At 63.4% G+C, this 23,485-nt stretch carries 19 protein-coding genes; 14 read left to right on the forward strand and 5 right to left on the reverse strand.

The genetic code is table 11. The features are described from left to right. Positions 1-90: 90 nt before the first annotated feature. The 5 genes from JW929_16515 to JW929_16535 all read right to left on the reverse strand — a co-directional run bounded on the left by JW929_16515 (position 91) and on the right by JW929_16535 (position 8,474). On the reverse strand, positions 91-627 hold the full coding sequence (locus tag JW929_16515) for a hypothetical protein (GenBank protein MBN1441009.1): 537 nt from the start codon (positions 625-627) through the stop codon (positions 91-93). Beyond that, positions 624-2,168 carry a hypothetical protein gene (locus tag JW929_16520; GenBank protein MBN1441010.1) on the reverse strand — a complete coding sequence of 515 codons (1,545 nt, stop codon included), beginning with the start codon at positions 2,166-2,168 and terminating at the stop codon, positions 624-626. Before JW929_16520 ends, JW929_16515 begins: the two co-directional genes overlap by 4 nt. Positions 2,169-2,312: 144 nt before the next feature. Next, positions 2,313-3,539 carry a glycosyltransferase gene (locus JW929_16525; GenBank protein ID MBN1441011.1) on the reverse strand — a complete coding sequence of 409 codons (1,227 nt, stop codon included), beginning with the start codon at positions 3,537-3,539 and terminating at the stop codon, positions 2,313-2,315. A gap of 130 nt (positions 3,540-3,669) precedes the next feature. Beyond that, positions 3,670-4,623 carry a glycosyltransferase family 2 protein gene (locus JW929_16530; protein MBN1441012.1) on the reverse strand — a complete coding sequence of 318 codons (954 nt, stop codon included), beginning with the start codon at positions 4,621-4,623 and terminating at the stop codon, positions 3,670-3,672. 89 nt (positions 4,624-4,712) lie between these two features. Beyond that, a complete protein-coding gene (locus tag JW929_16535) occupies positions 4,713-8,474 on the reverse strand; it encodes a peptidoglycan DD-metalloendopeptidase family protein (protein MBN1441013.1) in 3,762 nt (1,253 codons plus the stop codon). Positions 8,475-9,485: 1,011 nt separating this feature from the next. Here JW929_16535 and JW929_16540 point away from each other — a divergent pair. The 14 genes from JW929_16540 (at position 9,486) to JW929_16605 (ending at position 23,485) form a co-directional block, all read left to right on the forward strand. Continuing rightward, positions 9,486-9,812: a hypothetical protein gene (locus JW929_16540; GenBank protein MBN1441014.1), complete on the forward strand. Its 327-nt coding sequence runs from the start codon at positions 9,486-9,488 to the stop codon at positions 9,810-9,812. A 130-nt stretch (positions 9,813-9,942) separates the two neighbouring features. Further along, entirely contained in the window at positions 9,943-11,043 is a 1,101-nt protein-coding gene (locus JW929_16545; protein MBN1441015.1) for a hypothetical protein, read from the forward strand. Positions 11,044-11,206: 163 nt separating this feature from the next. Next, entirely contained in the window at positions 11,207-12,373 is a 1,167-nt protein-coding gene (locus JW929_16550; protein ID MBN1441016.1) for a cellulase family glycosylhydrolase, read from the forward strand. 142 nt (positions 12,374-12,515) lie between these two features. Beyond that, positions 12,516-13,886 (forward strand): hypothetical protein, encoded by a 1,371-nt coding sequence (locus tag JW929_16555; GenBank protein ID MBN1441017.1) that lies wholly within the window; start codon positions 12,516-12,518, stop codon positions 13,884-13,886. Positions 13,887-14,011: 125 nt separating this feature from the next. Then, positions 14,012-14,371: a DUF3795 domain-containing protein gene (locus tag JW929_16560; protein MBN1441018.1), complete on the forward strand. Its 360-nt coding sequence runs from the start codon at positions 14,012-14,014 to the stop codon at positions 14,369-14,371. A 200-nt stretch (positions 14,372-14,571) separates the two neighbouring features. Then, entirely contained in the window at positions 14,572-16,302 is a 1,731-nt protein-coding gene (locus JW929_16565) for a hypothetical protein (GenBank protein MBN1441019.1), read from the forward strand. A 103-nt stretch (positions 16,303-16,405) separates the two neighbouring features. After that, the gene (locus tag JW929_16570) at positions 16,406-17,155 is read left to right on the forward strand and encodes a CDGSH iron-sulfur domain-containing protein (protein MBN1441020.1); all 750 of its coding nucleotides are present in this window, start codon (positions 16,406-16,408) and stop codon (positions 17,153-17,155) included. 53 nt (positions 17,156-17,208) lie between these two features. Further along, positions 17,209-18,903, forward strand: coding sequence for an alpha-L-fucosidase (locus tag JW929_16575; protein ID MBN1441021.1), 1,695 nt, complete (start codon positions 17,209-17,211; stop codon positions 18,901-18,903). A gap of 4 nt (positions 18,904-18,907) precedes the next feature. Further along, a complete protein-coding gene (locus tag JW929_16580) occupies positions 18,908-19,315 on the forward strand; it encodes a DUF493 domain-containing protein (protein MBN1441022.1) in 408 nt (135 codons plus the stop codon). A gap of 167 nt (positions 19,316-19,482) precedes the next feature. Further along, a complete protein-coding gene (locus JW929_16585) occupies positions 19,483-19,830 on the forward strand; it encodes a hypothetical protein (protein ID MBN1441023.1) in 348 nt (115 codons plus the stop codon). Between the two features lie 125 nt (positions 19,831-19,955). Next, positions 19,956-20,831 (forward strand): DMT family transporter, encoded by an 876-nt coding sequence (locus tag JW929_16590; protein MBN1441024.1) that lies wholly within the window; start codon positions 19,956-19,958, stop codon positions 20,829-20,831. A 347-nt stretch (positions 20,832-21,178) separates the two neighbouring features. Beyond that, a complete protein-coding gene (locus JW929_16595; GenBank protein MBN1441025.1) occupies positions 21,179-21,622 on the forward strand; it encodes a C_GCAxxG_C_C family protein in 444 nt (147 codons plus the stop codon). Positions 21,623-21,700: 78 nt separating this feature from the next. After that, positions 21,701-22,948, forward strand: a complete 1,248-nt coding sequence (locus tag JW929_16600) for a pyridoxal phosphate-dependent aminotransferase (GenBank protein ID MBN1441026.1) — start codon at positions 21,701-21,703, stop codon at positions 22,946-22,948. 177 nt (positions 22,949-23,125) lie between these two features. Beyond that, entirely contained in the window at positions 23,126-23,485 is a 360-nt protein-coding gene (locus tag JW929_16605; protein ID MBN1441027.1) for a cupin domain-containing protein, read from the forward strand.

Below are 23,485 nucleotides of genomic sequence, written 5' to 3' on the forward strand. Positions count from 1 at the left end.
TGGAAAGGCCTTTTCACCGCAGAGGCGCAGAGAGCGCCAAGGTTGAGCAATAAACCTCTGCGTCCTCTGACCCTCTGCGACGAGTGTTTTTTAAGGCCATGAGACGTAGACGACGCCGAGCGCGAGCCGGTCGCCCGCCCGCAGGCGGATCAGGCGCGCGGTTTGATCGTCCGGCGCGACCTCCGCCGGGCACCAATTGTAGGGTGCGGACACGACCAGGAAGTAGCTTCCCGGCGGGATGCCGTCGAAGGCGAAGTTGCCGTAGAGGTCCGATCGGCCGGTGATGTCGCCGCGGGCCGGATCGGGGCCGGCCAGGAAGGGCGGCATGCCGTCGCGGTTTTCCCCCTGGGCCGGGGTCAGATAGAACATCGTCTCGGAGATGATTTTTCCGATGGTGTAGGAAAAGAGCGCGCCGGATAGCGACGCCATCCCGGCTTGGGGGGCGGGCGCGTCGGCGGGCGGGATCGGGGTGAGCAGGGCTTTCCCGGAGTCGGTCGCCACCGGGCCGAAATACTCGCCCGCGGCGGGGTAGGGATCCTCGGCGGCCGGGGCGGCCGGGGAGGAGGGTCGGCAGGCGGCCAGCGCCAACCCCAACCCGATACCTACCAACAGGGAGGGCCTGATCACGGCAGGGCGCGGGTGAATACGCGGTGGGCCATGAACTGGTCGCCGCTGACGTTCTTGTAGTAGGTCAGCTGGACGTAGCCATCGATCGGCTGGCTGGAGGATTCGATCCGGAGCGAGCCTTCCCAGTTGTTGGGCAGGGCGTTTTCGGCTTCGGCGCTGGAAGTGCCGGTGCCAAGCCGGTGGTTGCGCTGCAGACTGCTCCCGCCGGGGATCACCAGCCCTTCGATGATGATGGTGTCCGCGGCGTCGACGATCCCGTCGCGGTTGATGTCGCAGGTGCCGACGGGGCAGTTGCCGTTGGTGGCGGGGATGTAGATCAGCCGCAGGGCGGTTGTGGAATCGCCCAGGTTACGGACCCCGACCACGCTGGCGAACCCGTTGGGCAGGACCTTCGCCACCAGCGGGACGAACATCACCCGGTCGGTGCCGCCGGCCTTCACCGCCTCGTAGGCCGAAGCGCCGATGTTGCCGGTGGGCGAGCCGTAATAGCGCATTTGGACGATGGCCGCCAGGTCGGCCCCGGACGCCTCCACCTCGCAAGTCCCGGCCCAGGCCACCGGATACAGTTGGGCGTCTCCGATCGGATTGAACGAATAGGATCCGTTCGGGGCGATTGCGGTCGGATTGGTGAAGTCCAATTCCCCGGGGTCGTTGCCCCAGATGGTGGCGCAGTGCATCGCCAGCGCGCCGGCGGCGATTTCCGCGCCGCCGATGTTCTGCACGGTGATCACCGTGCTCAGCCCGTTCTCCAGGCGCGAGAAGAAGATCGGGACGATCCACTCCGGACCGAGGTCTTCGGCGGGGAAGGCGTTGTAGGTCTGGAGGATGTCGGGGCCCTGGTAGAAATTCGAAACGACGGTGATTTTGCGCGACCCAAGCGCGGTGACCACCGCCGAGCCGATCCAATTGTCCGGCAGGTTGGTCTCTTCGGTGAGATCGTAGTAATAGGAAACGCCGGGTTGGATGGAATCGATGGTGCGGGTGTAGGCCCCGGACGATTCGGCGTTGGGGACCAGATCCACCGTGACGGTGACCGCTTCGGCGTCGGCGTTTTGAATGATGATCTCGCTGTTGCCGGTGCCGCTGAGGGTGAAGCGGTTGCGGGCCACGAGTGGGACGTAGTAAACGGAATGGCCTTCCAGGAAGCCGGTGTAAGCCCCTTGGGTCGGGGTCTGGCCGCGGGCCTGGATCTGGACGATGGCCCCCACCGGGCGGTCGGCGGCGATCACCACCGAGCCGCGCCCCGGCTGCATGGTCGGATCGAAATACTGTTTGATCTGGATCGATCCGCCGTTGGCGGGAAGGTTGAAGCTGAGGTTCCCGGCCGAAACGCCCGGCCAATCCGCTCCGCTTTCGAGCAGGTAGGAGATGGCGCCGGCGGCGGGATTGTCCCGATCCAGGTTGACCAAGGTGAAGTTGGTGCTCAGCTGCTTGGCGGTGGCGGCGGCCCGCGCCTCCCGGGGCGCGGAAAGCGCAAGCGCGGCCAGCACCGCAACGGCGGCGACGAGGGCCTTGCGGCGGAGCGATGGTCGATGAATCATGAGAACCTCTCCCGGTTCAAGTTGGTCGAGTAGCGGTTTTGGCGGATCGAGACCACCGGTTGGTTCACACGGAGGGGTCTCGATACGGGCTTCGCTCCGCTCAGCCCTACTCGGCCTTCTATTACAAATGCCTGCTCTACCATATCACACCTGTATGTATTTTCCCACCGGAGAAACCGGCCGGGAGAGCGTTTCCGAATACACCTCCAGGATCCGGCGGGCGATCGCCGGCCAGTCGTACCGGTTGCGCACGCCGCGGGCGGCCGCCCGTCCTTGCGCCCGCCCGCGGTCCGCACGGCCGAGGATATCCGCCGCGGCGTTGGCGAGCGCAAAGGGATCCCCCGGCGGGACCAGCGCGCCCCAGGCGGGATCCAGGATATCGGGGATCCCGCCGACCCGGCTGGCCACGCACGGCGTGCCGGAGGCGAGCGCCTCGAGCATCGCCACGCCCTGACCCTCTTCCAGCGAGGGCAGGACGAATAATTCGGCCCGGCGCATCCAAGCGGCCACCTCGGCCGGGGGCAGGGCGCCGGTGAAAAGCACGGAATCCGATACGCCGGCGCGCTCAGCGTCCGCCGCCAAACGGGTGCGGAGCGGACCGTCGCCGATGACGACCAGCCGCTCGGCGGGAAAGCGGCGGCGGATAAGGCCCAGCGCTTCGACGAGAATCCCGACTCCCTTGCGCTCGATCAGCGATCCGGCGAAGAGGATCACCGGTTCGCGGGGAATTCCGTTCGGAGAGAAACGTTCCGCATCCACGCCGTTCGGGATGACCGTGATATTCTGCGGATCAACCCCCTGCGCGGCGGCCGCCCCGGCCAGCGACCGGCTGAGCGCGATCACTTTGCGCGCGCCGCGCAATGTCCAACGGGCGGGGGCGCCCAGGCCGGGAATTCCCATCGCCTGATAGATGTCGCTGCCCTGAACCGTGCAGATGACCGGCCGCCGGTGGAAGGGCGCGCCGATCCGGGCGGCGAAGGCGGAAAGGGTCCAGTGGGCGTGGATCAGATCGCATTCGCGCGCCAGACGGGCGATCGCCGATGCGTGCGAGACGAAGAACGGAAACACGGCGAGGCGCCCGAGCGGGTGGTTTTTCCACAGCACGGGCAGACCGCCGGGCGTTTCCAAGAGCAACTCGCCGCGGTCCATCCCGTAGCGGGGCCGGAAAATTTCCACGCCTTCCCAGGCCTCCCGCGTTTTGGCGCCGGCGGCGTGCGGCGCGATCACGCGGACCCGCGCGCCGAGGGCGGCTAGCGCGCGGCAGCCTTCCCAAATGAAGGTTCCGCGGGAGTCCCCTGCCCAGCGCGGGAAGGACGTGGCGGCGACGAGGATGGAGAGCATCGCAAAATTCCGCTTCTTGTTCCTTTTCAATTCCTATCCCCTCCCGGCATTCTTTCCTCATCCCTTTTCCCCGGCCCCTTCCCCTTCTCCTGGCGTAAGCCGGGAGAAGGGGAAGGGGCGAAGGGAATGGAGATGAGGATGACTGCGGGAAGGGAGGATCCTAACCTTTCCGCTTTTTCTCCAACTCCATCCGCCGCGTCCGGAAGAGGTTTTCCTCCAGGATCCGGCGGTTGAAGCCGATCAGGTCGGCGACGAGTCCGATGCAGAAAATCATCGTCCCGACAATCAGCAGGACCGCGGCGAGAATGACCGATTGCACGTGCCCCGCGCCGAAACCCGACGCGGCGAAATACAGGTAGCGCAGGCTGAGGAACAGTCCGGCGAGCAGGAACAGGCCGCCGAGGATCGAAAACACGCGCAGCGGGCGATACATGACGAAGGAACGCAAAAGGGTCGCGCCGGAAAAAAACAGGTAGTTCAGAGTCCCGGATGCCAGGCGCGAGGGACGCGCCGGAGGATTGGCGCGCACCGGTACGAAAACCACCGCCTCGCCCCGCGCGCCGGCCTGAATCAGGGTTTCCAGCGTGTAGGAGTATCCGCTCATCACCAGGGTGCGCAGGGCGGCGTCGCGCGTGAAGGCGCGGAACCCGCTGGCGGCATCCGGCGTGTGCAATCCGGAAATCCATCCGATCAGCGCGCTGCCGAACCGCTGCAGCAGGCGTTTCCCGGGCGAAAACCACTTCAAAGCGGCCGTTCCGCGGTCGCCGACGACGAGCGAGGCTTTCCCGGCGAGGATCGGCTCGATCAGCGCGGGAAGGTCGCCGGCGGAATATTGGTTGTCGGCGTCGGTGTTGACGATGATGTCCGCGCCGCGGCGCAGGGATTCCTCGAGCCCGGCGGCAAAAGCGGCGGCCAATCCACGGTGTGCGGGCAAGGAGAGGATTCCATCGGCGCCGGCCTGCTCGGCGGCGCGGACGGTCCGGTCGGTGCTGCCGTCGTCGACGACGAGCACCTCGATTTCTCGGATGCCGGGCAGGCGGCGGGGAAGCGCCCGCAGTACGGTGGGCAGAGTCTGTTCTTCGTTGTAGGCGGGAATCTGGATGACGAGTTTCATGGATGACCCCTCCCCGTCCCTCCCCTATTCCCGAACTTCGGGAATAGGGGAGGGGGGCCGAAGGCCGGGAGGGGTAAGTGGATTCTACATCAGCGCAAGACGCCCGGGAGGTAGCCGCAGTAGCCGATCTGGACGACCAAGTCGTAGGCGGTTTCCTCGCCGGCGGCCATCGGATCCTGCGAGCGGACGCGGACGAAGAAGACACCGTCGCGCGGCGCCATCCAGCACAAAGCGGCGCCCTGTCCGATCATGCTGTTGGAAGGCGGAAGCGCCTGAAGCAGCAGGGTCTTTCCGTCGGAGTTGTACAACTCGAGAATCGCCCAGGAGGTCGGACCCGCGGCGAGCGAACGCAGCAGATAGGTGGTGCCGGCGGTTGCCTGGAAGAACACCCAATCCTCGTCGCCGGACGGGCAGGCGGTGTGGCGCTGGGGGACACCGAATTGGATCAGGCGCGAAGCGGCTGCGGAGTTGTCGGCTTCGAAGGAATCCGGCGTACAAGCCTTGATCGTCGTGCTCGCCTCGCCGTGGGCGGAGTTCCCGGCGCGGTCGAAGGCCAGAATCCGGAAGGCATAAGCGTGGCCGGGCTGGGCGGCGTAGACGGCCGAGCGCGCGTCCGGGGCGAGGCCGGTGACCCAGTCGACCCATTGTCCGCCGTCGACCCGAACCTGGACGTCGAAGCCGTCCAAACCCGAGAACGAATCGCCCGCGGTCCAGGCGAGGTTGACCACCGTCGAATCCTGCTGGGCGGGAAGCGGCGTGACAGCCAGGTTCGGGGGAGTGCGGTCGTTGGAAATGTCCCAGACAATCGCCACGGCTTGGTTTCCGGCCCAGTCGGTGACGCGGGCCTGGAAGGCGAGCGATGTTCCCTCGGGCAGGACAGCCGGGTCCAGCGGACAGGACCAGCCGTCGGCGCCGTTGGTGTCGGTGCACACGGCGGTCCAATTGGCGTTGGCCCAATCCGATGCGTGGCTGAAGATCTCCACCTTCTGGATGCCGCCCCCGTCGTTGGCTTCGACAACCAGCTCCGCGGGCAGGGCGGAGAGGAACTGCCCGGATTGCGACGGGACGACCCAGGCGACGGTCGGGATGTCGGAATCGGTCGTCAGACGGATGGTGTAGCCGTGATCGGTTCCGCCTTCGGAAGGATGATTCTGGGACCGGACCTTCACGTAGTAGGTGCCGGAGACGGGAATTTGGTATCCGACCGATCCGCCGTCGGAGGCCGCCAGCACGCTGGAGCCGTCGGTGTCGATCAGCTCCAAGTAGGGTTTCAATGCGGAATAGCCTTCCAGCTTGACGACGGCGCGGCTGCCGGCGGAGGCACTGAAGCGGTAGTAGTCGAAATCCCCGGCCGGGCAGATCTGCCCCCCGAGGGTGGAACCGGCCAGGACGGAGGCGGTGGCGGCGGTGTCGTTCGATTCTCCCGGATCGGCGCAGGCGGGCTCGGGCAGGAGCGCGATCGAAAAATCGTCGATCGCCCAGCCGCCGTTGGCGTTGCCGTACTCGTCGAGAGTGTAAAAGGCGAAGCGCACGCGGACGGTGTGCCCGGCGTAGGCCGAAAGGTCGAGGTACGGCCCCGAGAGCCAGGTTCGCTGTTTGTCGTCGGTGAGCTGGAAAAGGTTGACGTAGTTCCCGCCGTCGACGGCGATCTGGACCCGGCGCTGATCCCAGTGCGGATTTGAGGTTTCGGAATCGACCCAATATTTAAATCGCAGGGCGTATCCCGCCGCGGGGATGGACACCGGCGGCGAGGTGAGGAATCCGTAGCTCACGCCCACATTGTAGGTGGAATCCGAGGCGCGGTTGTAAGCCCAGGCGTGGGTCCCCCCCGCGACGGGCGAGGATGCGACCCGCCACAAGCCGCTCGCGTTCCAGCCGGAGGTTCCCCCTTCGATCCCGTCGCTGTACGGCGCGGCTGCGGCCGCCGGCCAGGCGGGCGCAGCGACGACGTTGAAATTATTGTCGCGCCATTCGCTGACGCAGTCGGGATCCCCCGAACAGGCGGTGCGTTGGATGAGGTACCAGGTTTGCTGTCCGAGAGTCGCGGTGGCGTCGCCGTCCAAGGCCCGGTAGGGCAAATGACTTTCGCCGAGCGGCCCGGTGGTCGAAACCTCGAATCCGGAATACAGCCCCGACACGCCGGTCCGCCAGAAGAAGACCAGCGCGTCGCCGCGCTCGAACGTGCTCCCGCGCGGCGGCCAGACCATCGTCGCCGGGCTGGGCGTGTCACTGCGGGTGCGCACCCGCAGCGAGGAGACCCATCCGGAGCCGATTGTGTTGTCCTCCAGGCTGCGGTCGTCGGCGGCGAAGGATTCCACCCGTCCGTAAAAATCGTTTTCGGAATAGAGGGTGGCGATCACGTGCGACCCGACGCGGATCGAGGCGGCGCGGTCGCCGCCGACCGGGGCCAGCAGCGCGCCGCTGGCGTAGTCGCCGATGTCCATCACCGCGCAGTCGCCGCCGAATCCCGGCTCGGCGAAGAGCGCGATCTGATCGGCCGAGGGCGAGCAAGCCGGCGGCGGCGCGGGGCAGGAGGCGGTGTGCACGATCGACCGCAGGCCCGGATACCCGTCCGCCGGATTGCCGTCGCGGTCCCAGGCGCGGAGCGAAATGCTCATCGCGCCGGCTTCGACCCCGTCCGCGCACCAATTCCAATCGTAGGTGAAGGGCGAGGAAGTGAAAATCGGGCCGACCTGCTCCCAGCCGTCGCCGCGGTTGGCGATGAAGTAGGCATGGCTGAAGCCGCTGCCGGCGTCGGTGGCGTAGCCCTGGAGGCGGACGGCGGAAGTGCCGATCGAGGACTGGTCGGCGGGGGCGGTGATGCCGGCCGCGGGCGGGATGAAATCGTTCCCGGAGTAGTTGCCGGAGGTGTACCAATCCGCTCCTTCGCCGCCGTACCAGGCGGCTTCGTCCACCCGCCGCGGCCGCCCGCCGTTGATTCCCACGTCGTCGAAGGTGATGTCGACCGAATTGCCCCAGTAGGAGGCGGGATTGGTGTGGACCTGGAAGTGCAGGTGATGGCCGGTGGAGTATCCCGTGTCGTCGGCGATGCCGAGGAACTGGCCGCGGTAGACCCGCGCCCCGACCGTCCGGAACGCGGCCGGGATGCTGTCCTGCGCGAGGTGCAGATAAACCTGGTACGACGTGGGGACGGTCGAAGTATCCTCGAGCACGAGGTAGTTGGAGTGGTTGCTGTTGCCGTCGTAGTAGCCGTTGGGATAGGTCCAGACCGCGTATTTAACCGTTCCGGTGCGCGCGGCGACGATCGGCCACATCGGCTGGGACGGATTGTAGAAATCGAAGGCGTAGCGCATCGTGGCCGAGTGGTTGACGGATTGGGTAAGCATCTGGCTGACGCCGGCTTGCCAGGGAAGCTTGTAGCCGCTGAGGGTTTTTTCCATCGCGTGCTGTTCGGCGTCCGTGGGAGTGGCGGCCTGTCTTTTCGTATCGGCGGAGACGAGTTCCTCCGGGGCTTGAGCCAGGACGGTATTCCAATCGTCGTCGGCCTGGATCGTCACAGCCCAATCCGACGTCGTCCGCCGAGCGAGGGCCATGCCCGGTTCGGTCGGCAGCTTCTCGGGCGAATCCGGCTGGAGGTAGGCGAGCGTTGCCAGCGCCCAGCCGCCGCCGGAGAAGAGGATTTCCTCCACCACAACCTCATAGATATTGAAGGACATCACCTCGGGATGCGCGGCGACCTTCTCCGCGACGAGCTCGGTGATGCGGGCGCGGTCTTCCGGCGTGGGCGGCTGACCCTCCGCGGCGGGCAGGTCGTAGGAATTGGACGCGGCGGAGAGGAACAGCGCCGCAAGGCAGAAGCAAAGGAAAACGGGCAGGCGTCGGTTGGTCATCGTATGGAAATCAGGCCCGTCGGGGCCGATCCTTCCCGTAGAAAGGGTGCAAATTGCGTGCCAAGAGGCAAGTATATAGGAGGACCGCAGAATTTGCCGGGCGGAGGGTGCCGCATGGGCATCCGGTGGAATTCACCAAAAACACGAATACAAGCCGGAAGGCTTGAAGAGAATTCGAAAAGAACCGCTGACGAGGGCTGGATTGATTACCCGCCGTCCGCAAACCGCGGCGGAACCGATGTTTCTTCTCCGTTCGCCGGAACGGATGGAATTAACACGGTTATGCAGACGCGGCCAACGCGTTTTTCCGCCCAGGAAAATGGAGCATGGGGGTGCGGCGGGAAGGGGGCGAATCGGGTTTCCCATGGGACTCGCACCCGTTTCACCGATGCCGATGAGCATTAAAAATGAACGCCGCAATCAACACGCAGGGGTTGCCCGGTTGTTTTTTTGACAATCTATTCCGGAAAAAACGAAACCTCTCCAAAGGTCACTCCAAACTCCCGCCCTCGGCGCGCGTTTCGCCGGGGGATAGGGGGGAGGAAGGCAACAGGGTGCGGAAAGCTGAGCAATGATAAAAAGAAAAGACAATTCCGGATCCGGACATCCGGCGCTGTGCAAGCGGAGAGGATACGGATGCGATTTCATCAAACCCTTGGGCGCCGATTCTGAACGCAGCGGAAAAATTTGCGGAGCCGAGGGCGGCAAAGAGCGGTCCGTCCAATAGGGAACGATGCGGAGATCGGCCGGTTTGGATTTGCATTCCGCGCGCAATCGAGTACAATATTTTTTATCCGCCGTCGATCCGCATGCATTTTTCGGATCGTCCTTGGCGCGCGCTCGCAAATCCGGCGATCATCCTATTTGAAAGGAGCGGAACACCCGCCCGAAAACTTCCGTATGACAACCGACGAGTCAGAATCACAAAATAGAAGTCCCGCCTGTCCGCGCTTCTCCTCTCCCTGCCTTACGTATCCCTGCTCCGATGAATGTTGCCGGTACGGCGCGGACGTGGAGATCGAGGAATACGAACAGTTGATCGCGCACGGATTGGCCACTCCCGCGGATTTCACCGGACCCGAGGAGGACGAAGGGGATTGGTTGTACCGCACGGCGCTCGGGCCGCGGGGATGCATCTTCCTTCTGCCCGAACGCGGGTGCCGCCTGCACAACACGGATTTTAAACCGCAGGTGTGCCAGGTCTTCCCGCGGGATTGGGAAGAGGCCAAGGAGGCATACGAGGACGGGTATCTTCCCTGCTTTGAGGAGGAATACTTGGCCAAAGTTGCCTGCGGGCGGAAAAAACGGCCACGGGAACGGGTGGCGGATACGGTCTGAACGCGGCGCGCCGATGTCGGCGCGCTTTTTATTGCGGCATCGAATGCGGCCGACCAGCGCGGGCCGGACATGCGATCGGGGTGTATACTCCTTCCGGGGAAGGCACATCGCCACCCACGGGGAGGTCGAGATGGAGAAGCGCGCTTGGATGGGGCATCTGATTGCCGCGGCCGCGCTCTTGTGGCTTTCCGGCTGTCAGACCGATGCCGCTCCGAGCCCGACGCCGACAAACATGATGCATCCGTCCGAACCGCCGGCATCGGCTCTCTCGCCCACCGACGTATCAGCCACCGCCCCTGCGAACACGCTCCCCCCTGCCGCCGCGCCGACATTCACTGCAACGCCGGCGCTAAACCTGCCCGGCCTGTATTACATCTATCAATGCGTGGATTATCGCCCCGAGGGCGTTCCGGTGACGATAAACTTCTGCGTTCAAAGCGTTAAGGTCAACGAGGATCTGACCATGCAATTTAACGTTTATTGGCGCACGTACGTCGAAACCGGCGGGCGATTAACAAAGCGATCCGATGTAAACAACCAGAACATGTTCTTGACGGACAATCTGGACAATAAATACCACGCCATCGGTTGGGGCGGGAACGTCGCTCAGGCGGCCGCCATCTCCAAAACGCCGGTGGGGGGATGGTTTCTGTTTCCGGCCGCCAAGGAAGGAGCGGGCTCCTTTTCTTTTTGGGATGCGGATAATTACGCTGTTGTCGAAGGAATTGTCCTCTCCCCCGATAAACGAACCGTTCCTCCAACAGGCACACCGTCGCAGAGTCCAAATCCCCCAACAGGCACGCCGACGGCGAATCCGAACTTGACATACAACGGGCCGGGAACGTATTGGTTGTATCGATGCAAATCCTTTCCGGTAACCGGGAGGTTGAACGGGGCGAATTCGGCCGCCTTTTGCATCAACACGGTTGTGATCGGCGAAGATCGCGCTATGACGTTTCATATTGCCTGGAAGGTGCTGACTTCGTACGACGTGATTAAAACCCCGGAGGGGCTTAGCGCGAATCTCCTCTTAACGGACGATTTGGGAAACAAATATCCGCACATCCAAGCAGGCGGATGTTCCGCAGAGCCGTTCCGGTTTAATATTCCGGGGGGCGATTGCGGCGGCTGGTTGAAATTTCCGGCGGCAAAACCGGGTGCAACGTATTTCCGCTACCTGGATAACGATGAGGCTTTTTTCATCGACGGGATTGTCTTGGCCAAGGAATAGCGGATAACGGTTTGCCCGGAAGGCGTTTTCGATGAACGGATTGTTGCAACGGCGGCCAGGCGTCATTTTTCTTCCCGCGCTGATCGCCGCAATCCTCGCCTGCGGCACCACCGCCACGCTCATCCCGCTCACCCCGTTCGCGGATTAATCCGCCGACAACCCGATGGTCCATCAGGAAGGGACGGCGATCGTCGACGGGGAGGGGAAGCCGCTGCGCCTGCGGGGGGTCAACCTGGGCGGCTGGCTGCATTGGGAGGGATGGGATTTCAGCAAAGGGGCCGATATTTCGGAGAATAAAATCGACGCCGGTCTGGCCGGGTTGGTCGGGCAGGACGCGGTGGACCGGTTTCACGAGCAGATGGAAGAAAAATTCATCACCGAGGACGACATCCGCGCGATCGCCGGAGACGGATTCAATTCCATCCGCCTGCCGGTCAACAACGCGATCCTGGAAGACGACGACTGGCCGTACGTCTATAAGGATTCAGGCTGGGAAAGGATCGACCGGGCGCTGGAATGGTGCGAAACGCACGGGGTGTACGTCATCTTCGATTTGCATGCCGCGCCGGGCGGGCAATTCGGCCTGCCGCCCTCGAATCCCGGCCCCGGCAAACCGAAGCTGTGGCGCTCGCAGGAGAACATTAAGCGCACCGTCGCCCTATGGCAGGCGACCGCCAAGCGCTACAAAGATCGGACCATCGTCGCCGGCTACGACCTGCTCAACGAGCCCCTGCCGCCGGAGGAAAACCAATTCGTCGGGCTTTACCAATGGCTCGTCCCCGCCATCCGGCGGATCGCCCCCCGCCATCAGCTGATCATCGAGGGCACCCCCTTCTCCGGGAAATTCTCGATGTTCAGCGGGCCGCTTTCGCAGAACCAGGCGTACGGATTTCATATGTACAGCTGGCTGGGCGACAACCGCCAGAAGAAGCTGGACGAATACCGCGAGGCTTCCCGCGCCCACGGCGTGCCGCTGTGGGCCGGGGAGTTCGGCGACAACACCTACGAGATCATCGCCTCCACGGTGGCGATGTACGAGGATTTGGCGAACGGGGTGGCGGGGGGATGGTCGTTTTGGACCTGGAAGAAAGTCCCGGGAAAATGGCCGGCGCTGGCCGCCATCACGGTCCCGGCGCGCTGGCAGGCGGTCTTCGATTGGATCAACGATCCGAAGAAATCCCCGCGGCCGTCGGCGGAGGACGCCTTGAAAGGGATGGAGGAATTCCTCGATGCGGTGCGGCTGGAAAACACGCATGGGAACGAGCGGATGATGGAAGCGCTGACCGGAGGGTGGAGATCGGGCAGTAAGCCGCTTTATCCATTGGAGTAGTCAGAGGCAAGCAATCCGACCGGCGAATCCTGTCCCGATCCATCGGGAGCATCCCCCCCATTAACATTTATGGCAATTTGGAAACATCGATTAGAATGGCCAAAAATTCCTTATACTCCTATTAGGCTGGAGGAGGCCGTCGATGAAGAAGCGTTTTTTTTTCTTTTTCCTGCTTTTATCGGCTTGTTCGGTGCAGACCGCTGAGGGAATACCCCCGATCCTTGTTCCAACCGGCATGAATACAGATAATCCGCAGGAATCGCCGCTCTCCCGATCCTACACCCCCACCCGGGGGTTGGCGACCGGTACCATGACATACCCCCCGGCCACCTTCACCGAAGATGCCGGCACGATCGCCGTCCCTCCGAACATCACGCAGACTCCGTCCCCCCCGATCGACATGGACTTGGACCCATGGATCGCGTTTATGAAGGTGTACAACTTATTCCTGGTTGATTCCCGTGGGGCGGTATTGCCGATCTATGATTTTGCCGACGAAAATATTTGGGTTGACAATTTGTATATCAAATTCTCCCCCGATGGAGAGTATCTCGCCTTGGTCGGCGAAAGCATTGAGATGCAGCCCGTCCTGGAAGTAATGGATCTCTCCGAGCGAAGCATGATTTACCGGGAAACATTTTCCGGCTCCTTCATATCCGATTTCTCCTGGTCCCCGAATTCCGACTGCATCGCAGTCTCGTTAGTCGTGCGGCGTTCCGCCTCGGATTTTGACGGTCAATTATGGATTACGGATCCCTTTGAGGAAAAAGCCAGCCGATTATTCGTTCAACGAAGTCAAGCGGCCGTGGTCAAGGTTGAATGGATACTGAATGACCAAGCGGTATTTTTGGACTTTTCCTGCAAGGGATCCGAAACGCAGACGGACGAATACAACGGGGATACCACCGTCGGACGGTCGGGCATCGGGAGGATAAATATGAAAACCGGTGACGAGTACCGAAGAAAAATGGAACTGTCGATCAGCGGAACGGGAATCCACATGGCCGTTTCCCCAGATAAGAAGCAGATCTTATATATTCGGTCGGAGGAATATGGTCTCTATCCTTCGATTATGGAATTGGTCCAATCGTCGTCGTTGACAACCCTCCCCTGCCTTTTTTGCTCCGATTATCAAGCGGCATATTGGTTTGGAAATTACCTCCTGGCAGTGACTTCTGAAACCAACAACCTTGTCCTTCTCGACACGCGGGTTAAGGGTAAGGGGCGCATCCTATTAACGTACAAAGACCCCCCTCCAATTATTCGAGTATTGGAAACCGACGGGAAAGCGATACTCATCGAACCGTTTGATCATCTCGGATATACGCCGAGTATCGGGGCGTTCGATCTGGATCCATGTTTGGAGCGTTTGGAGGAGGGGGCCAATTTGGACGGTTGCAGGAAGGTTGTATGGGATGTGGAAGGCAGGAATCCTGATTCTATTGATTTACGTCGTTTGCCGAGCCTTGACTGCTGTCTTCCGGGAGAATGGTGTTATTTTGAAGAGGGCTGAAATTTCGGGGTGGGCCAGAGGCAGGCGATCGTTGCGAAAAATCACCCTTCCGAGTGCGAGGTCTCCGGCGCAGCTTTTTTTCGTGCGGTCTGGATAGATCGGAAAAAGATTTCGGCGTTATATGAATGGAGGACGATCTCGGCACCTTGCTCGCCGTCTGCGGATTGGATTGCGCCGCGCGCGAAGCCTGCCGGGCCGCGCAGGCCGGCGACGAAGCCGCGAAGGAAACGGTCGCGGCGAAGTGGAGGGTCGAATTCCACAACCCGAACATCACGGCCAAAACCGTGACTTGCGACGGCTGTCTGGCGGCCCGCGGCCGGCTGTGTGGGCACTGCCTGGAATGCGAGCCGCGGTTGTTCGCGGTCGGCCGCGGCCTGCCCGACTGCGCCCATTGTCCCGAGTATGCCTGCGAAAAGATCAGCGGTCTTCTGAATTATATTCCTGAAGCCAAGGCAAAGCTGGATGGCATCAAAGCCGGATTGTAGCCCGGCCTTCGAAATGCCGCTTCCGGGGTATGCCGAACATGGCATACCCTTTTTTGTTTCGCTGAATTCCCCGGCGGGGTGGGCCTGCCGCATTCGAATTTGTCCGGGTCGCGGGATCGGAAGTGGTATATTTCCATCGCCGGTGCCGGGATACGGGAAAACCGGAACGTCCCTGCGGCATGTGAAAGGGATGAAGGGATATGGCGGGAAGAATCCGGGTCTGGGTTTTCATTTCTCTTATCGGTGTTGCGGCGGGGTGCGCGCCGGCGGCGGATGCGGCCGCGGGCACGCCGGCCACCATCGTCGCCTATCTCACCCGGAACGCCGCGACGAAAATCGCGACGATGAGCGCGGCCGTTCGGAAACCGACTCCGCAACCGACGGAAGCATCCGTTACGAAAACAACCTTGGCAATCACCCCCCTTCCGTTGGCCGCAGGATCGGCGCACACTTGCATGATTGCGGACAAAGGCGCAATCCGCTGTTGGGGGAACAATCAATCCGGCCAATTGGGAAACGCGACGACGGGCAAAGCCTCCCTGCCGGTGGAGACCGGAGCCGTTCCGGGCGGGGCGGCCGCGCTGGCGGCGGGGAAGAACCACACCTGCGCGTTAAGCGCCGGCGGGGAGGTCTACTGCTGGGGGGCCAACGGCCGCGGCCAACTGGGGGATGGGACGTCGGATGACCGCGCCGTTCCGGCTCCGGTGGCGGGTTTACAGGAAAAGACCGTGATGCTCGCTGCCGGGGATTCCTTCACTTGCGCCCTTTCGGAATCCGGAACGGTCCGTTGCTGGGGGTGGAACGCCGAGGGGCAATTGGGCGACGGCGGCGAAGGCGATCGGAGTCTTCCGGTCGGTGTGAGCGGCCTGGGCGGCGGTATCCGCTCGATCGCCGCCGGGAAAGCTCACGCCTGCGCCCTGCGCGGCACCGGCGGTGTGGCCTGTTGGGGGCGCGGCTATGAGGGTCAGCTCGGCGACGGTTTGCGGAAGGCGAGCCGAACGCCGGTGGACGTGAGCGGATTGCGGGACGGGGCGGAGGCCGTCGCCGCCGGCGGAACCTATTCCTGCGCCTTTCTGACGGATCAAAAAGCCGTTTGTTGGGGATACAACGTCTATGTGCCCGGGGATAAAAATGAGTATGCCGTCCCGAACGAAACGCGGATGCTTCCGCAGCGGCCGGCGGCGATCGGGATGGGCGCCAATTTCGCGTGCCTCTTGACCGGGGCGGGGGGGGTGCAATGCTGGGGGACCAACCGCTACGGCCAGTTGGGGAACGGGACCAAACTGGACGCGACGGAGAAGCCGCTCTTCGTCAAGGGCTTGGAGCAAGGCGCGGCCTTCCTGGCGGTGGGGATGCAGCATGCCTGCGCGCTGACAAACGGCGGCGAGATCCGCTGTTGGGGGGCGAACGATTCCTACCAGCTCGGGGCCGACGCCCCCGTCGCGGCGTATGCGCCGGTCGCTGCCGGGTTCCCGACCCTGCACCACTACTACTCGGGAATCGAAGCCGCGGCTCCGCCGGAGGACGATCCGCTGCGATACCCTTCGCTGTGGTCGTTGACGGAAGGATACCAAGGCCTGTCGGTTCCGGGGGTGACAACCTACACCGTCCGTGTGCCGCGCGGAAGCGTATGGGATCTGGATTTCTACCAGTGTGCGTCGGATGCGGAGACGCTGGAACGGCTGCTTTCCGCGGTGGCGGTGACGTTGCTCGTAGACTACCAGCCGGTATCGGAGCAGGCTGTACGGGTTTTCCGCCGCAGGTATGACTCCTGGGCTTGTCAGGGATGGGCGACGACGCTCTCGCAGTGGGAGAACGCGGAATATGAAATCGGCATCCTGGCCGAGGTGGGCGCGGACGCCTACGACGGAGAAAAGACCTATGCCGTCGGAAACTACTGGAGGATCTTCATGGTGACGGTGGAGGAATGACCGCCCGGCCGGACCGGCGGAGGTGGATTGGGTACAATGGAAATCCAAGCCCCGGATAATTTTCCGGCCAGGGCCGGAAGGCCGATAAAGGAGGCGCGGGACGATGAGTGAGATTGCCAAGCCCCATCCGCAGAAGGTCATTGTCGTCCAAAGAAACGGCCCGTATCTGGTCAAGGGCGGGATTCCGCTTTACGACAAAATCCAGGTCGTCTCCGAGCACGGCGAACCGCTCACTTGGCGGAAGGGCAAGACCTACGCGACGGGAGAAAATTACCTGCTGTGCCGCTGCGGGAAATCCAAAACCATGCCGTTTTGCGACGGCACGCACGGCAAGACCGGATTCGACGGAACCGACACGGCCGACGAGCGGCCGACGGCGGAACGCCGCGAGCCTTTTCCCGGCGGGGTACAGATCGAGGTCAGCCACGACGATTACCTGTGCATGGAATCGGGTTTTTGCGGCACGCGCTGGACGACGATCAAACAGCTGGTCCTTCTCACCGGGGAGATTGGGGCGCGTTCGCACGTGGTCGCAATGGTCGAGCGCTGTCCATCGGGCTCGTTGACCTACCGGCTGCAGGGCGGGGAAGCCGATATCGAGCCCGACCTTCCGCAGGCGATTGCCTACACGGCCGATATCCTCTCGACGGGGGAAATCCGAGGCGCGTATTGGGTGATGGGAGGCATTCCGATCCTGCTTTCCGACGGCAAACCGCTCGAAGTCCGCAACCGGGTGACGCTGTGCTCCTGCGGCCTTTCCAAGAAGAAGCCGCTGTGCGACGGCGCGCACCGGACAAAGGGGGGCGGCGAATCCGCCCCCCGCCCGCCCTGGGAGAAGCGTCCGGCGGAATGAGGAAACTCCCGGCGGACGGGAGCGGTTGCGGTCCAAGAGGCGAAGGGAAGGCCATGCCCGAATTCCGAAAAACCGAGCCGATCCGCACCGACGCCTATCGAATCATCCACGCTTCCCGCCTGCGCGCGCAAAGCGGCGGGATCGAGTTTAACTCGCTCGCGCCGGACGGGGATTCGATCGAAGCGGCGGCGGGCGCATGGGCCGATTACGGACCGGCGGATTTCGGCGAGGGAACGGACGTGTGCATGGCGTACGCCGCGGCGGCCTCCGGCCCGAGGAGGATCGAACTGCGGATCGACTCGCCCGCGGGCGGGCTGATCGCGGACCTTCCGATTGCGCCGACCGGGGACGCGGACCTCTTCCGCGAGCACTACGCTCCGCTCTCGTCCGTGCGCGGGGTTCACGACTTGTTCCTGGTCTTTCCCGAGGGCCCGGTCGGATTGGATTGGCTCCTGTTTTCCAAGGACCCCGAAGGCGAAACCGGCGACCGGCGCACGGAACGAATCGGCTGGTGGCGCGAGGCGCGCTTCGGACAGTTCGTCCATTGGGGGCCGTATGCGGTCCTCGGCCGCGGCGAATGGGTGATGTATCAGGAGCAGTGGGCCCGCCAAGAGTACGAGATCCGGGCCGCCGCCAAATTCCACCCTTCGCGCTTCCGCGCCGCGGACTGGCTCCGCCTCCTGGCGGACGCCGGCCAAAGGTACCTTGTCGTCACCGCCAAGCACCACGACGGATTCTGCATGTTCGATACCCGAATCCGCGGTTTCGATCCGGTCGGCGATTCGGTCAGCGGCCGCTACGACATCGCCGACTTCTCGCCCGGCCGCGGTGATCCGCTGCGGGATCTGGAACGCGAGTGCCGCCGGAGGGGCATCCGCTTCGGCGTGTATTATTCGATTCTGGATTGGCATCACCGTTCCCAGCTTCCCGCCGCCGACGGATCCGGATTGACCGACATGATCCCGGGCATGAAGGACCGCTATGTTTCGGAAATGAAGGAGCAGCTGCGGGAGCTGGTTGAGCGGTATGATCCGGATTTGCTTTGGATCGACGGCGATTGGGGCGGCGAGGCGTGGTGGTGGACCGCGGACGACGGCCGGGCGCTGTACCGGTTTCTGCGGACCCTCAAGCCGCCGCTGATCGTCAATGACCGGGTTAAGCGGGATTGCGGATTGGGGGATTTCCGCACGCCGGAGCAAACCGTTCCCGAGTCCGCCCCCGCCGGAGATTGGGAAAGCTGTTTGACGATGAATGACCACTGGGGCTACCACGCGGAGGACCGGCATTGGAAATCCGCGCGGGATCTGATCCGGCTTCTGGCCGAGGCCGCCTCCAAGGGGGGAAACCTGCTGCTTAACGTCGGTCCGAAGCCCGACGGAACCATTCCCTGGGAATGCCGCGATCGGCTGAAGGCCGTCGGCCGCTGGATGCGGTCGTACGGGGAAAGCATTTACGGCTCCTCCGCCGGCCCGTTTCCGAATCCGCCGGCCTGGGGGCATTGCACCGCCAAACCCGGAATGCTGTTTGCGCATGTCATCGAATGGCCGGCGGACCGGATTCTGCGCCTGCCGGCGCTGCTCAACGTCGTCGTCCGGGCCTATCCGCTCTGCGCCGCGGCCAAACCGCTTGCGTTCCGAAGATCCGGCGGGGGGATCGAGGTCGAGTTGCCCGCCCGGCCCGCGGATCCTTGGGATTCGGTCATCGTCCTTGAGGTGGACGGCATGCCTCACGCGCTTCCCGAAGCCTGATCCGATGCCCGCCGGGCGGACCGGCCCGCCCGCAGCGCTCCTCGCAAGAGGAACCGCCGATCGCTTTCCGCCGCCGCCGGGTTCGGATATACTCCGCTGGCCCGGGATTCCCGGCCGCCCCCGTTTTCTTGAGATGCGTCGAATGCCGTTGAAAAGAGATACCGCTTCCATTTATCCCTGCCATTTTCCGATCAAGGTGATCGGAGAGCACTGCGCCGGCTTCGAAGAAGAGGTTCTGTCGTTCCTGGGCGGCAACGCTGACATCCTGGAGGATGTCTCCATCGGCCGGAAAGTTAGCGGCGGAGGCAAATACTTGTCTTTGACGGTGCACATCATCGCCCGGGACCGTGAACACCTGGAAATGCTGTATTCCGGGCTGAAAGCCCGCCCAAAAGTGATTATGGTGCTGTAAACGACGGATCGAAAATCGGCCTAAATAGGAGAAATGGGGGTATTCCGCCGGGCGCAGCGGGAGTAAAATGAACCGCGCATTTTTTTTCAAAGGCCGAACCGGAAAGGAAAATTCGATCCGGGCAGGAAGCGGCCGAAGCCCAATCCATCGATGCGCGAAGCACAAAGATGACGGATAACCCAAATTCATCACTCCCGGAGGGCTTTGTCGGGGAACTGGTCCTGTTCCGTTGCCGGGACTGCAGGAAGGAACTGGTCTACCTCTGCGAAGATTTGGAAGCTCCTTGCTTCCTCCAGCATTGCACGTATGAGGCCATCGAAGTGTGGTGCCCAAAGTGCAGGGTCGGCTTTACCTTCTCCCTCGACAACGGCGAACATCCATCCGCGTGGACCTGTCCGGACTGCCGGACGAATTATCCGCTTCCGGACGATTTGTATTCCAATCCGGTACCGGTTCTGGATCCGGCCTTCATCGAAAAGTACCGCAACAATTTCAAATTAAAAGAAAGCGAATAAGCGGCCGCGCGGAATCCCGCGCCGTTGTGCAACCCCGTTCCCCGGTTCCGGATGGACGGTGCGCGCCCCTTTCCCTGCCCCGGAGCCGGCTCCCTTGGCGGATTGCCCCCCCGCCGGCGGTTGACATGAATTCCTCTCCCGCGACCTCCACGCGGTCCGGTTTCCTGCGGCTGCACCTCGCCGTACTGCTCTTTGGATTCTCCGGCTTGCTCGGCGCGATCATCCGGGCGGATCCGGCCGTCATCGTTTTCGGGCGGACTTTCAGCGCCGCGGTCGCGCTGTTCGCCTACCTGCTCCTGGTCCGGGCAAGGCTCCTGATCCGCCCGTGCCGCGACATTCTGGCCCTTTCGCTGGCGGGCCTGCTGCTGGCCGCGCATTGGTTCGCGTTCTTCCAGTCCGTCCGCGTTTCCTCGGTCGCCGCGGCGCTGATCGGCTTCGCCGCCTATCCGGTGTGGATCGCGTTGCTGGAGCCGTTGGCCTTCCGTGAGCGGCCGGCGGGGATCGATTACGCGGCCGCTGTCCTGGCGGCGGCGGGATTGGCGCTGGCGGCCCCCGGCCGGGACGTATCCGATCCGGCGACGCAGGGAATCCTCTGGGGTTTGGCCGCCGGCGTGAGTTTCGCCGTATTGGCGCTGTTCAACCGGAAGCTCGTGCAAACCCATCCGCCGCTGACGGTCGCTTTCTACCAGCTCGGGTTCGCGGCGGCCGCCGGATTGCCGTGGGCCGCCGGATCGGAGGCCGCCCCGGACGCGCGGGACCTGGCATGGCTGTTGGTCCTGGGGATTTTCTGCACTGCCGTCGCCCAGACTCTGTACATCGGAAGCCTGCGGCACCTCCCGGCCCGCACGGCCGGAGTCGTCGTCGGTTTGGAACCCGTGTACGGAATTTTTCTGGCGTGGATCCTGCTCGGAGAAATTCCCGGCGCGGGGACTTTGCTCGGCGGGGCGGTCATCCTCGGCGCGGTGTACTTGGCCATGGTCGGCAAAGGCAAGCCGGCGTAATCCTGCGCCGTTCCCGATGCCCGGCGGGAAGGCTGATTCTTACCATCCGCGACGGACGCGCGGGCACGCCGCGGACGGAGGCAAGTGCCGACCCATCCGGCGAGGGGGACTAATATTTTCATCCGATAGGAGACTGACCCACGGTTTTGCCTTAATCCCTCCCGGTTATCAAAACCAGCCGGAATCCTGCGGTTTATCCCGGCCCGGATGGGCGGGAGTAAAATGATCCCGCGTTGGAGGGGAGTGGAGCGGCCGGAAGGTACGGCCAATCGAAACGGGCCGGGATGGTCCGGCATAGGGCGGCGACGCTCGTCCGATCCATGCGGACGGAAGGAAGTATTATGTAGATGGAAAGAGCGGAACAAGCGGCGGATTTCATGCGCAGCGGATTCAATTGCGCCCAATCGGTGATGAAGACGTTTGCTTCGGAACTCGGCCTGCCGGAGGAAGCGGCGGTGAAGATGGCGGCGCCGTTCGGCGGAGGAATGGGACGCAACGGCTGCGTCTGCGGGGCGGTTTCGGGCGCGGCTTGCGTCCTCGGGGCGCGGTACGGCTTCACCGACCCCACCGACACCGCCGCCCGGCTGAAAGCCTACGCCATGGTAACCGCTCTGATCGAGCGGTTCAAACAAGAAAATGGCTCGATGATGTGCCGGGATCTGCTGGGAATCGATCCGAAAGAACCCGGGGATTGGGACCGCGCAACGGCTCAGGGAGTCTTCCGGGACCGGTGTCCGCTGTTCGTATGCTCCGCGGCAAAGATCGTAGAGGATTTGCTGAAGGAGGGTTAGGCGGATTCCCGCCGCCGGGCGGACCGGGGCGGGCGCGGCCAACCTTGTTTGCCCTGTCCAAAACCCGGTAGAGGTTTAATGGAACCCTCGCTGACTCCAGGTTTTCGATCCGTCCCGCGCACCGGCGTGATCTACGTCATGCACGAGGCGGCGCAACTCGGCTTCACTTACGGCGATCCGGAGTGGGCCAACCTCGGCCAGGGCTCGCCGGAGACCGGCGAATTGCCGGAGGCCCCGCCGCGGGTCGCCTCCGTAACGATTACCCCGCCCAGCCGGCAATATTCGGCGATCGAAGGCAACCTCGCTCTGCGGGAGGCGGTCGCGGACTTTTATAACCTCCATTTCCGGCGGGGAAAAACCTCGCAGTACACCGCCAGGAACGTCAGCATCGCCAACGGCGGACGCCTGGCGCTCACCCGGCTGGGCGCCGCGCTCGGCAACGTCAACATGGGGCACTTCATCCCGGATTACACGGCGTACGAGGAGCTGCTCGGGGTGTTCAAGGCCTTCACCGCGATCCCGATCCTGCTCGAGCCCCGCCACGGCTACCACATCGCCCTGGCCGAGCTGGAGAACGAGATCCTCGGCCGCGGCCTTTCCGCGCTGCTGGTGAGCAACCCGTGCAATCCCACCGGGCAGGTGGTGGAGGGCGGGGAGCTGAGCGCCTGGTGCGATCTGGCGCGCAGCTGCCGTTGCTCGCTGATCTTCGACGAGTTCTATTCGCACTACCTTTACGACGGCGAGCCGGGGCGGATGAACTCCGCCGCCGCGCTGGTTCACGACGTCGACGGCGATCCGATCATCATCGTCGACGGGCTGACCAAGAACTGGCGCTACCCCGGCTGGCGAATGAGCTGGACCCTCGCCCCGCGCGACGTGGTCGATGTGATCGCCAGCGCCGGCTCCTTCCTCGACGGCGGGCCCAACCATCCCTTCCAAGGGGCGACCCTCGAACTCCTCCGGCCGGAGTTCGCCCGGGCCGAAACGCTCGCCATCCAAAAGCATTTCCGTAAGAAGCGCTACTACACGCTGGAGCGCCTGAAAAAGATGGGCTTCCGCGTGGACGTCGATCCGGCCGGAACGTTCTATGTGTGGGTCAACCTCGAGCGCTTGCCCGCGCCGATCCGGGACGGAATGGGCCTGTTCCGGGAGGGGCTGAAGGAAAAGGTCATCACTATCCCCGGCATCTTCTTCGACGTCAATCCCGACAAGCGCCGCTTCCACGCCCGCTACGAGCATTACGCCCGGATCAGCTTCGGGCCGGAAATGGAGACGCTGGAGCGCGGATTGGACGCGCTGGAACGGGTGATAAGGAAATTCCGATAAATCGCCGCGCCCCTGCGAACGGCGGATTTACGCCCCTTCGAGTACAATGCGCGGCAAAGAACCGCGGCGCCCGCATGCGCCGGAGGGCCGCTTCCGGATTTCCGGAAGCAGGGGGATCCCGCTAAGGCCGTCGCCGGCGCGGCATCCTCCGCGGACGGTCCCAAAAAAGGAGGCACCGTGAACGGGTTTCCCGAGTTCATGAGGAATCCGAAAAACGCCGTCCACATCGATTCGCACTACGTGGCGGGCTTGGAAGGGTTTGTCTACGACGGCGCGGACGGCGGCCAGGTCCTGCTGTGGTCGGGCCGCGAGGCGGGAATCGCCGAGGAGCACTCGCACCCGTACGACGAGTACATCGTCACCGTGCAGGGCGAGTACACCCTGCATATGGACGGGAAGAAGATCGCTTTGAAGCCCGGCCAGGAGTGCCTGGTGCCGAAGGGGGTAAGGCATTGCGGCGAGCGTGCGGCGAACACCCGCACCATCCATGCCTTCGGAGGCAGGCGCGCCGTCCGCGAATCCGAATTCAAGGGTTGA

It is taken from the genome of Anaerolineales bacterium (assembly GCA_016928575.1).
In the GTDB taxonomy this organism is placed as follows: domain Bacteria; phylum Chloroflexota; class Anaerolineae; order Anaerolineales; family RBG-16-64-43; genus JAFGKK01.

Excerpts from the sequence above, each read along its gene's own strand:
- JW929_16520 (MBN1441010.1), bottom strand. The coding sequence starts at position 2,168 with ATGATTCATCGACCATCGCTCCGCCGCAAGGCCCTCGTCGCCGCCGTT.
- JW929_16530 (MBN1441012.1), bottom strand. The coding sequence starts at position 4,623 with ATGAAACTCGTCATCCAGATTCCCGCCTACAACGAAGAACAGACTCTG.
- JW929_16535 (MBN1441013.1), bottom strand. The coding sequence starts at position 8,474 with ATGACCAACCGACGCCTGCCCGTTTTCCTTTGCTTCTGCCTTGCGGCG.
- JW929_16545 (MBN1441015.1), top strand. The coding sequence starts at position 9,943 with ATGGAGAAGCGCGCTTGGATGGGGCATCTGATTGCCGCGGCCGCGCTC.
- JW929_16550 (MBN1441016.1), top strand. The coding sequence starts at position 11,207 with ATGGTCCATCAGGAAGGGACGGCGATCGTCGACGGGGAGGGGAAGCCG.
- JW929_16555 (MBN1441017.1), top strand. The coding sequence starts at position 12,516 with ATGAAGAAGCGTTTTTTTTTCTTTTTCCTGCTTTTATCGGCTTGTTCG.
- JW929_16560 (MBN1441018.1), top strand. The coding sequence starts at position 14,012 with ATGGAGGACGATCTCGGCACCTTGCTCGCCGTCTGCGGATTGGATTGC.
- JW929_16565 (MBN1441019.1), top strand. The coding sequence starts at position 14,572 with ATGGCGGGAAGAATCCGGGTCTGGGTTTTCATTTCTCTTATCGGTGTT.
- JW929_16570 (MBN1441020.1), top strand. The coding sequence starts at position 16,406 with ATGAGTGAGATTGCCAAGCCCCATCCGCAGAAGGTCATTGTCGTCCAA.
- JW929_16575 (MBN1441021.1), top strand. The coding sequence starts at position 17,209 with ATGCCCGAATTCCGAAAAACCGAGCCGATCCGCACCGACGCCTATCGA.
- JW929_16580 (MBN1441022.1), top strand. The coding sequence starts at position 18,908 with ATGCCCGCCGGGCGGACCGGCCCGCCCGCAGCGCTCCTCGCAAGAGGA.
- JW929_16585 (MBN1441023.1), top strand. The coding sequence starts at position 19,483 with ATGACGGATAACCCAAATTCATCACTCCCGGAGGGCTTTGTCGGGGAA.
- JW929_16590 (MBN1441024.1), top strand. The coding sequence starts at position 19,956 with ATGAATTCCTCTCCCGCGACCTCCACGCGGTCCGGTTTCCTGCGGCTG.
- JW929_16595 (MBN1441025.1), top strand. The coding sequence starts at position 21,179 with ATGGAAAGAGCGGAACAAGCGGCGGATTTCATGCGCAGCGGATTCAAT.
- JW929_16600 (MBN1441026.1), top strand. The coding sequence starts at position 21,701 with ATGGAACCCTCGCTGACTCCAGGTTTTCGATCCGTCCCGCGCACCGGC.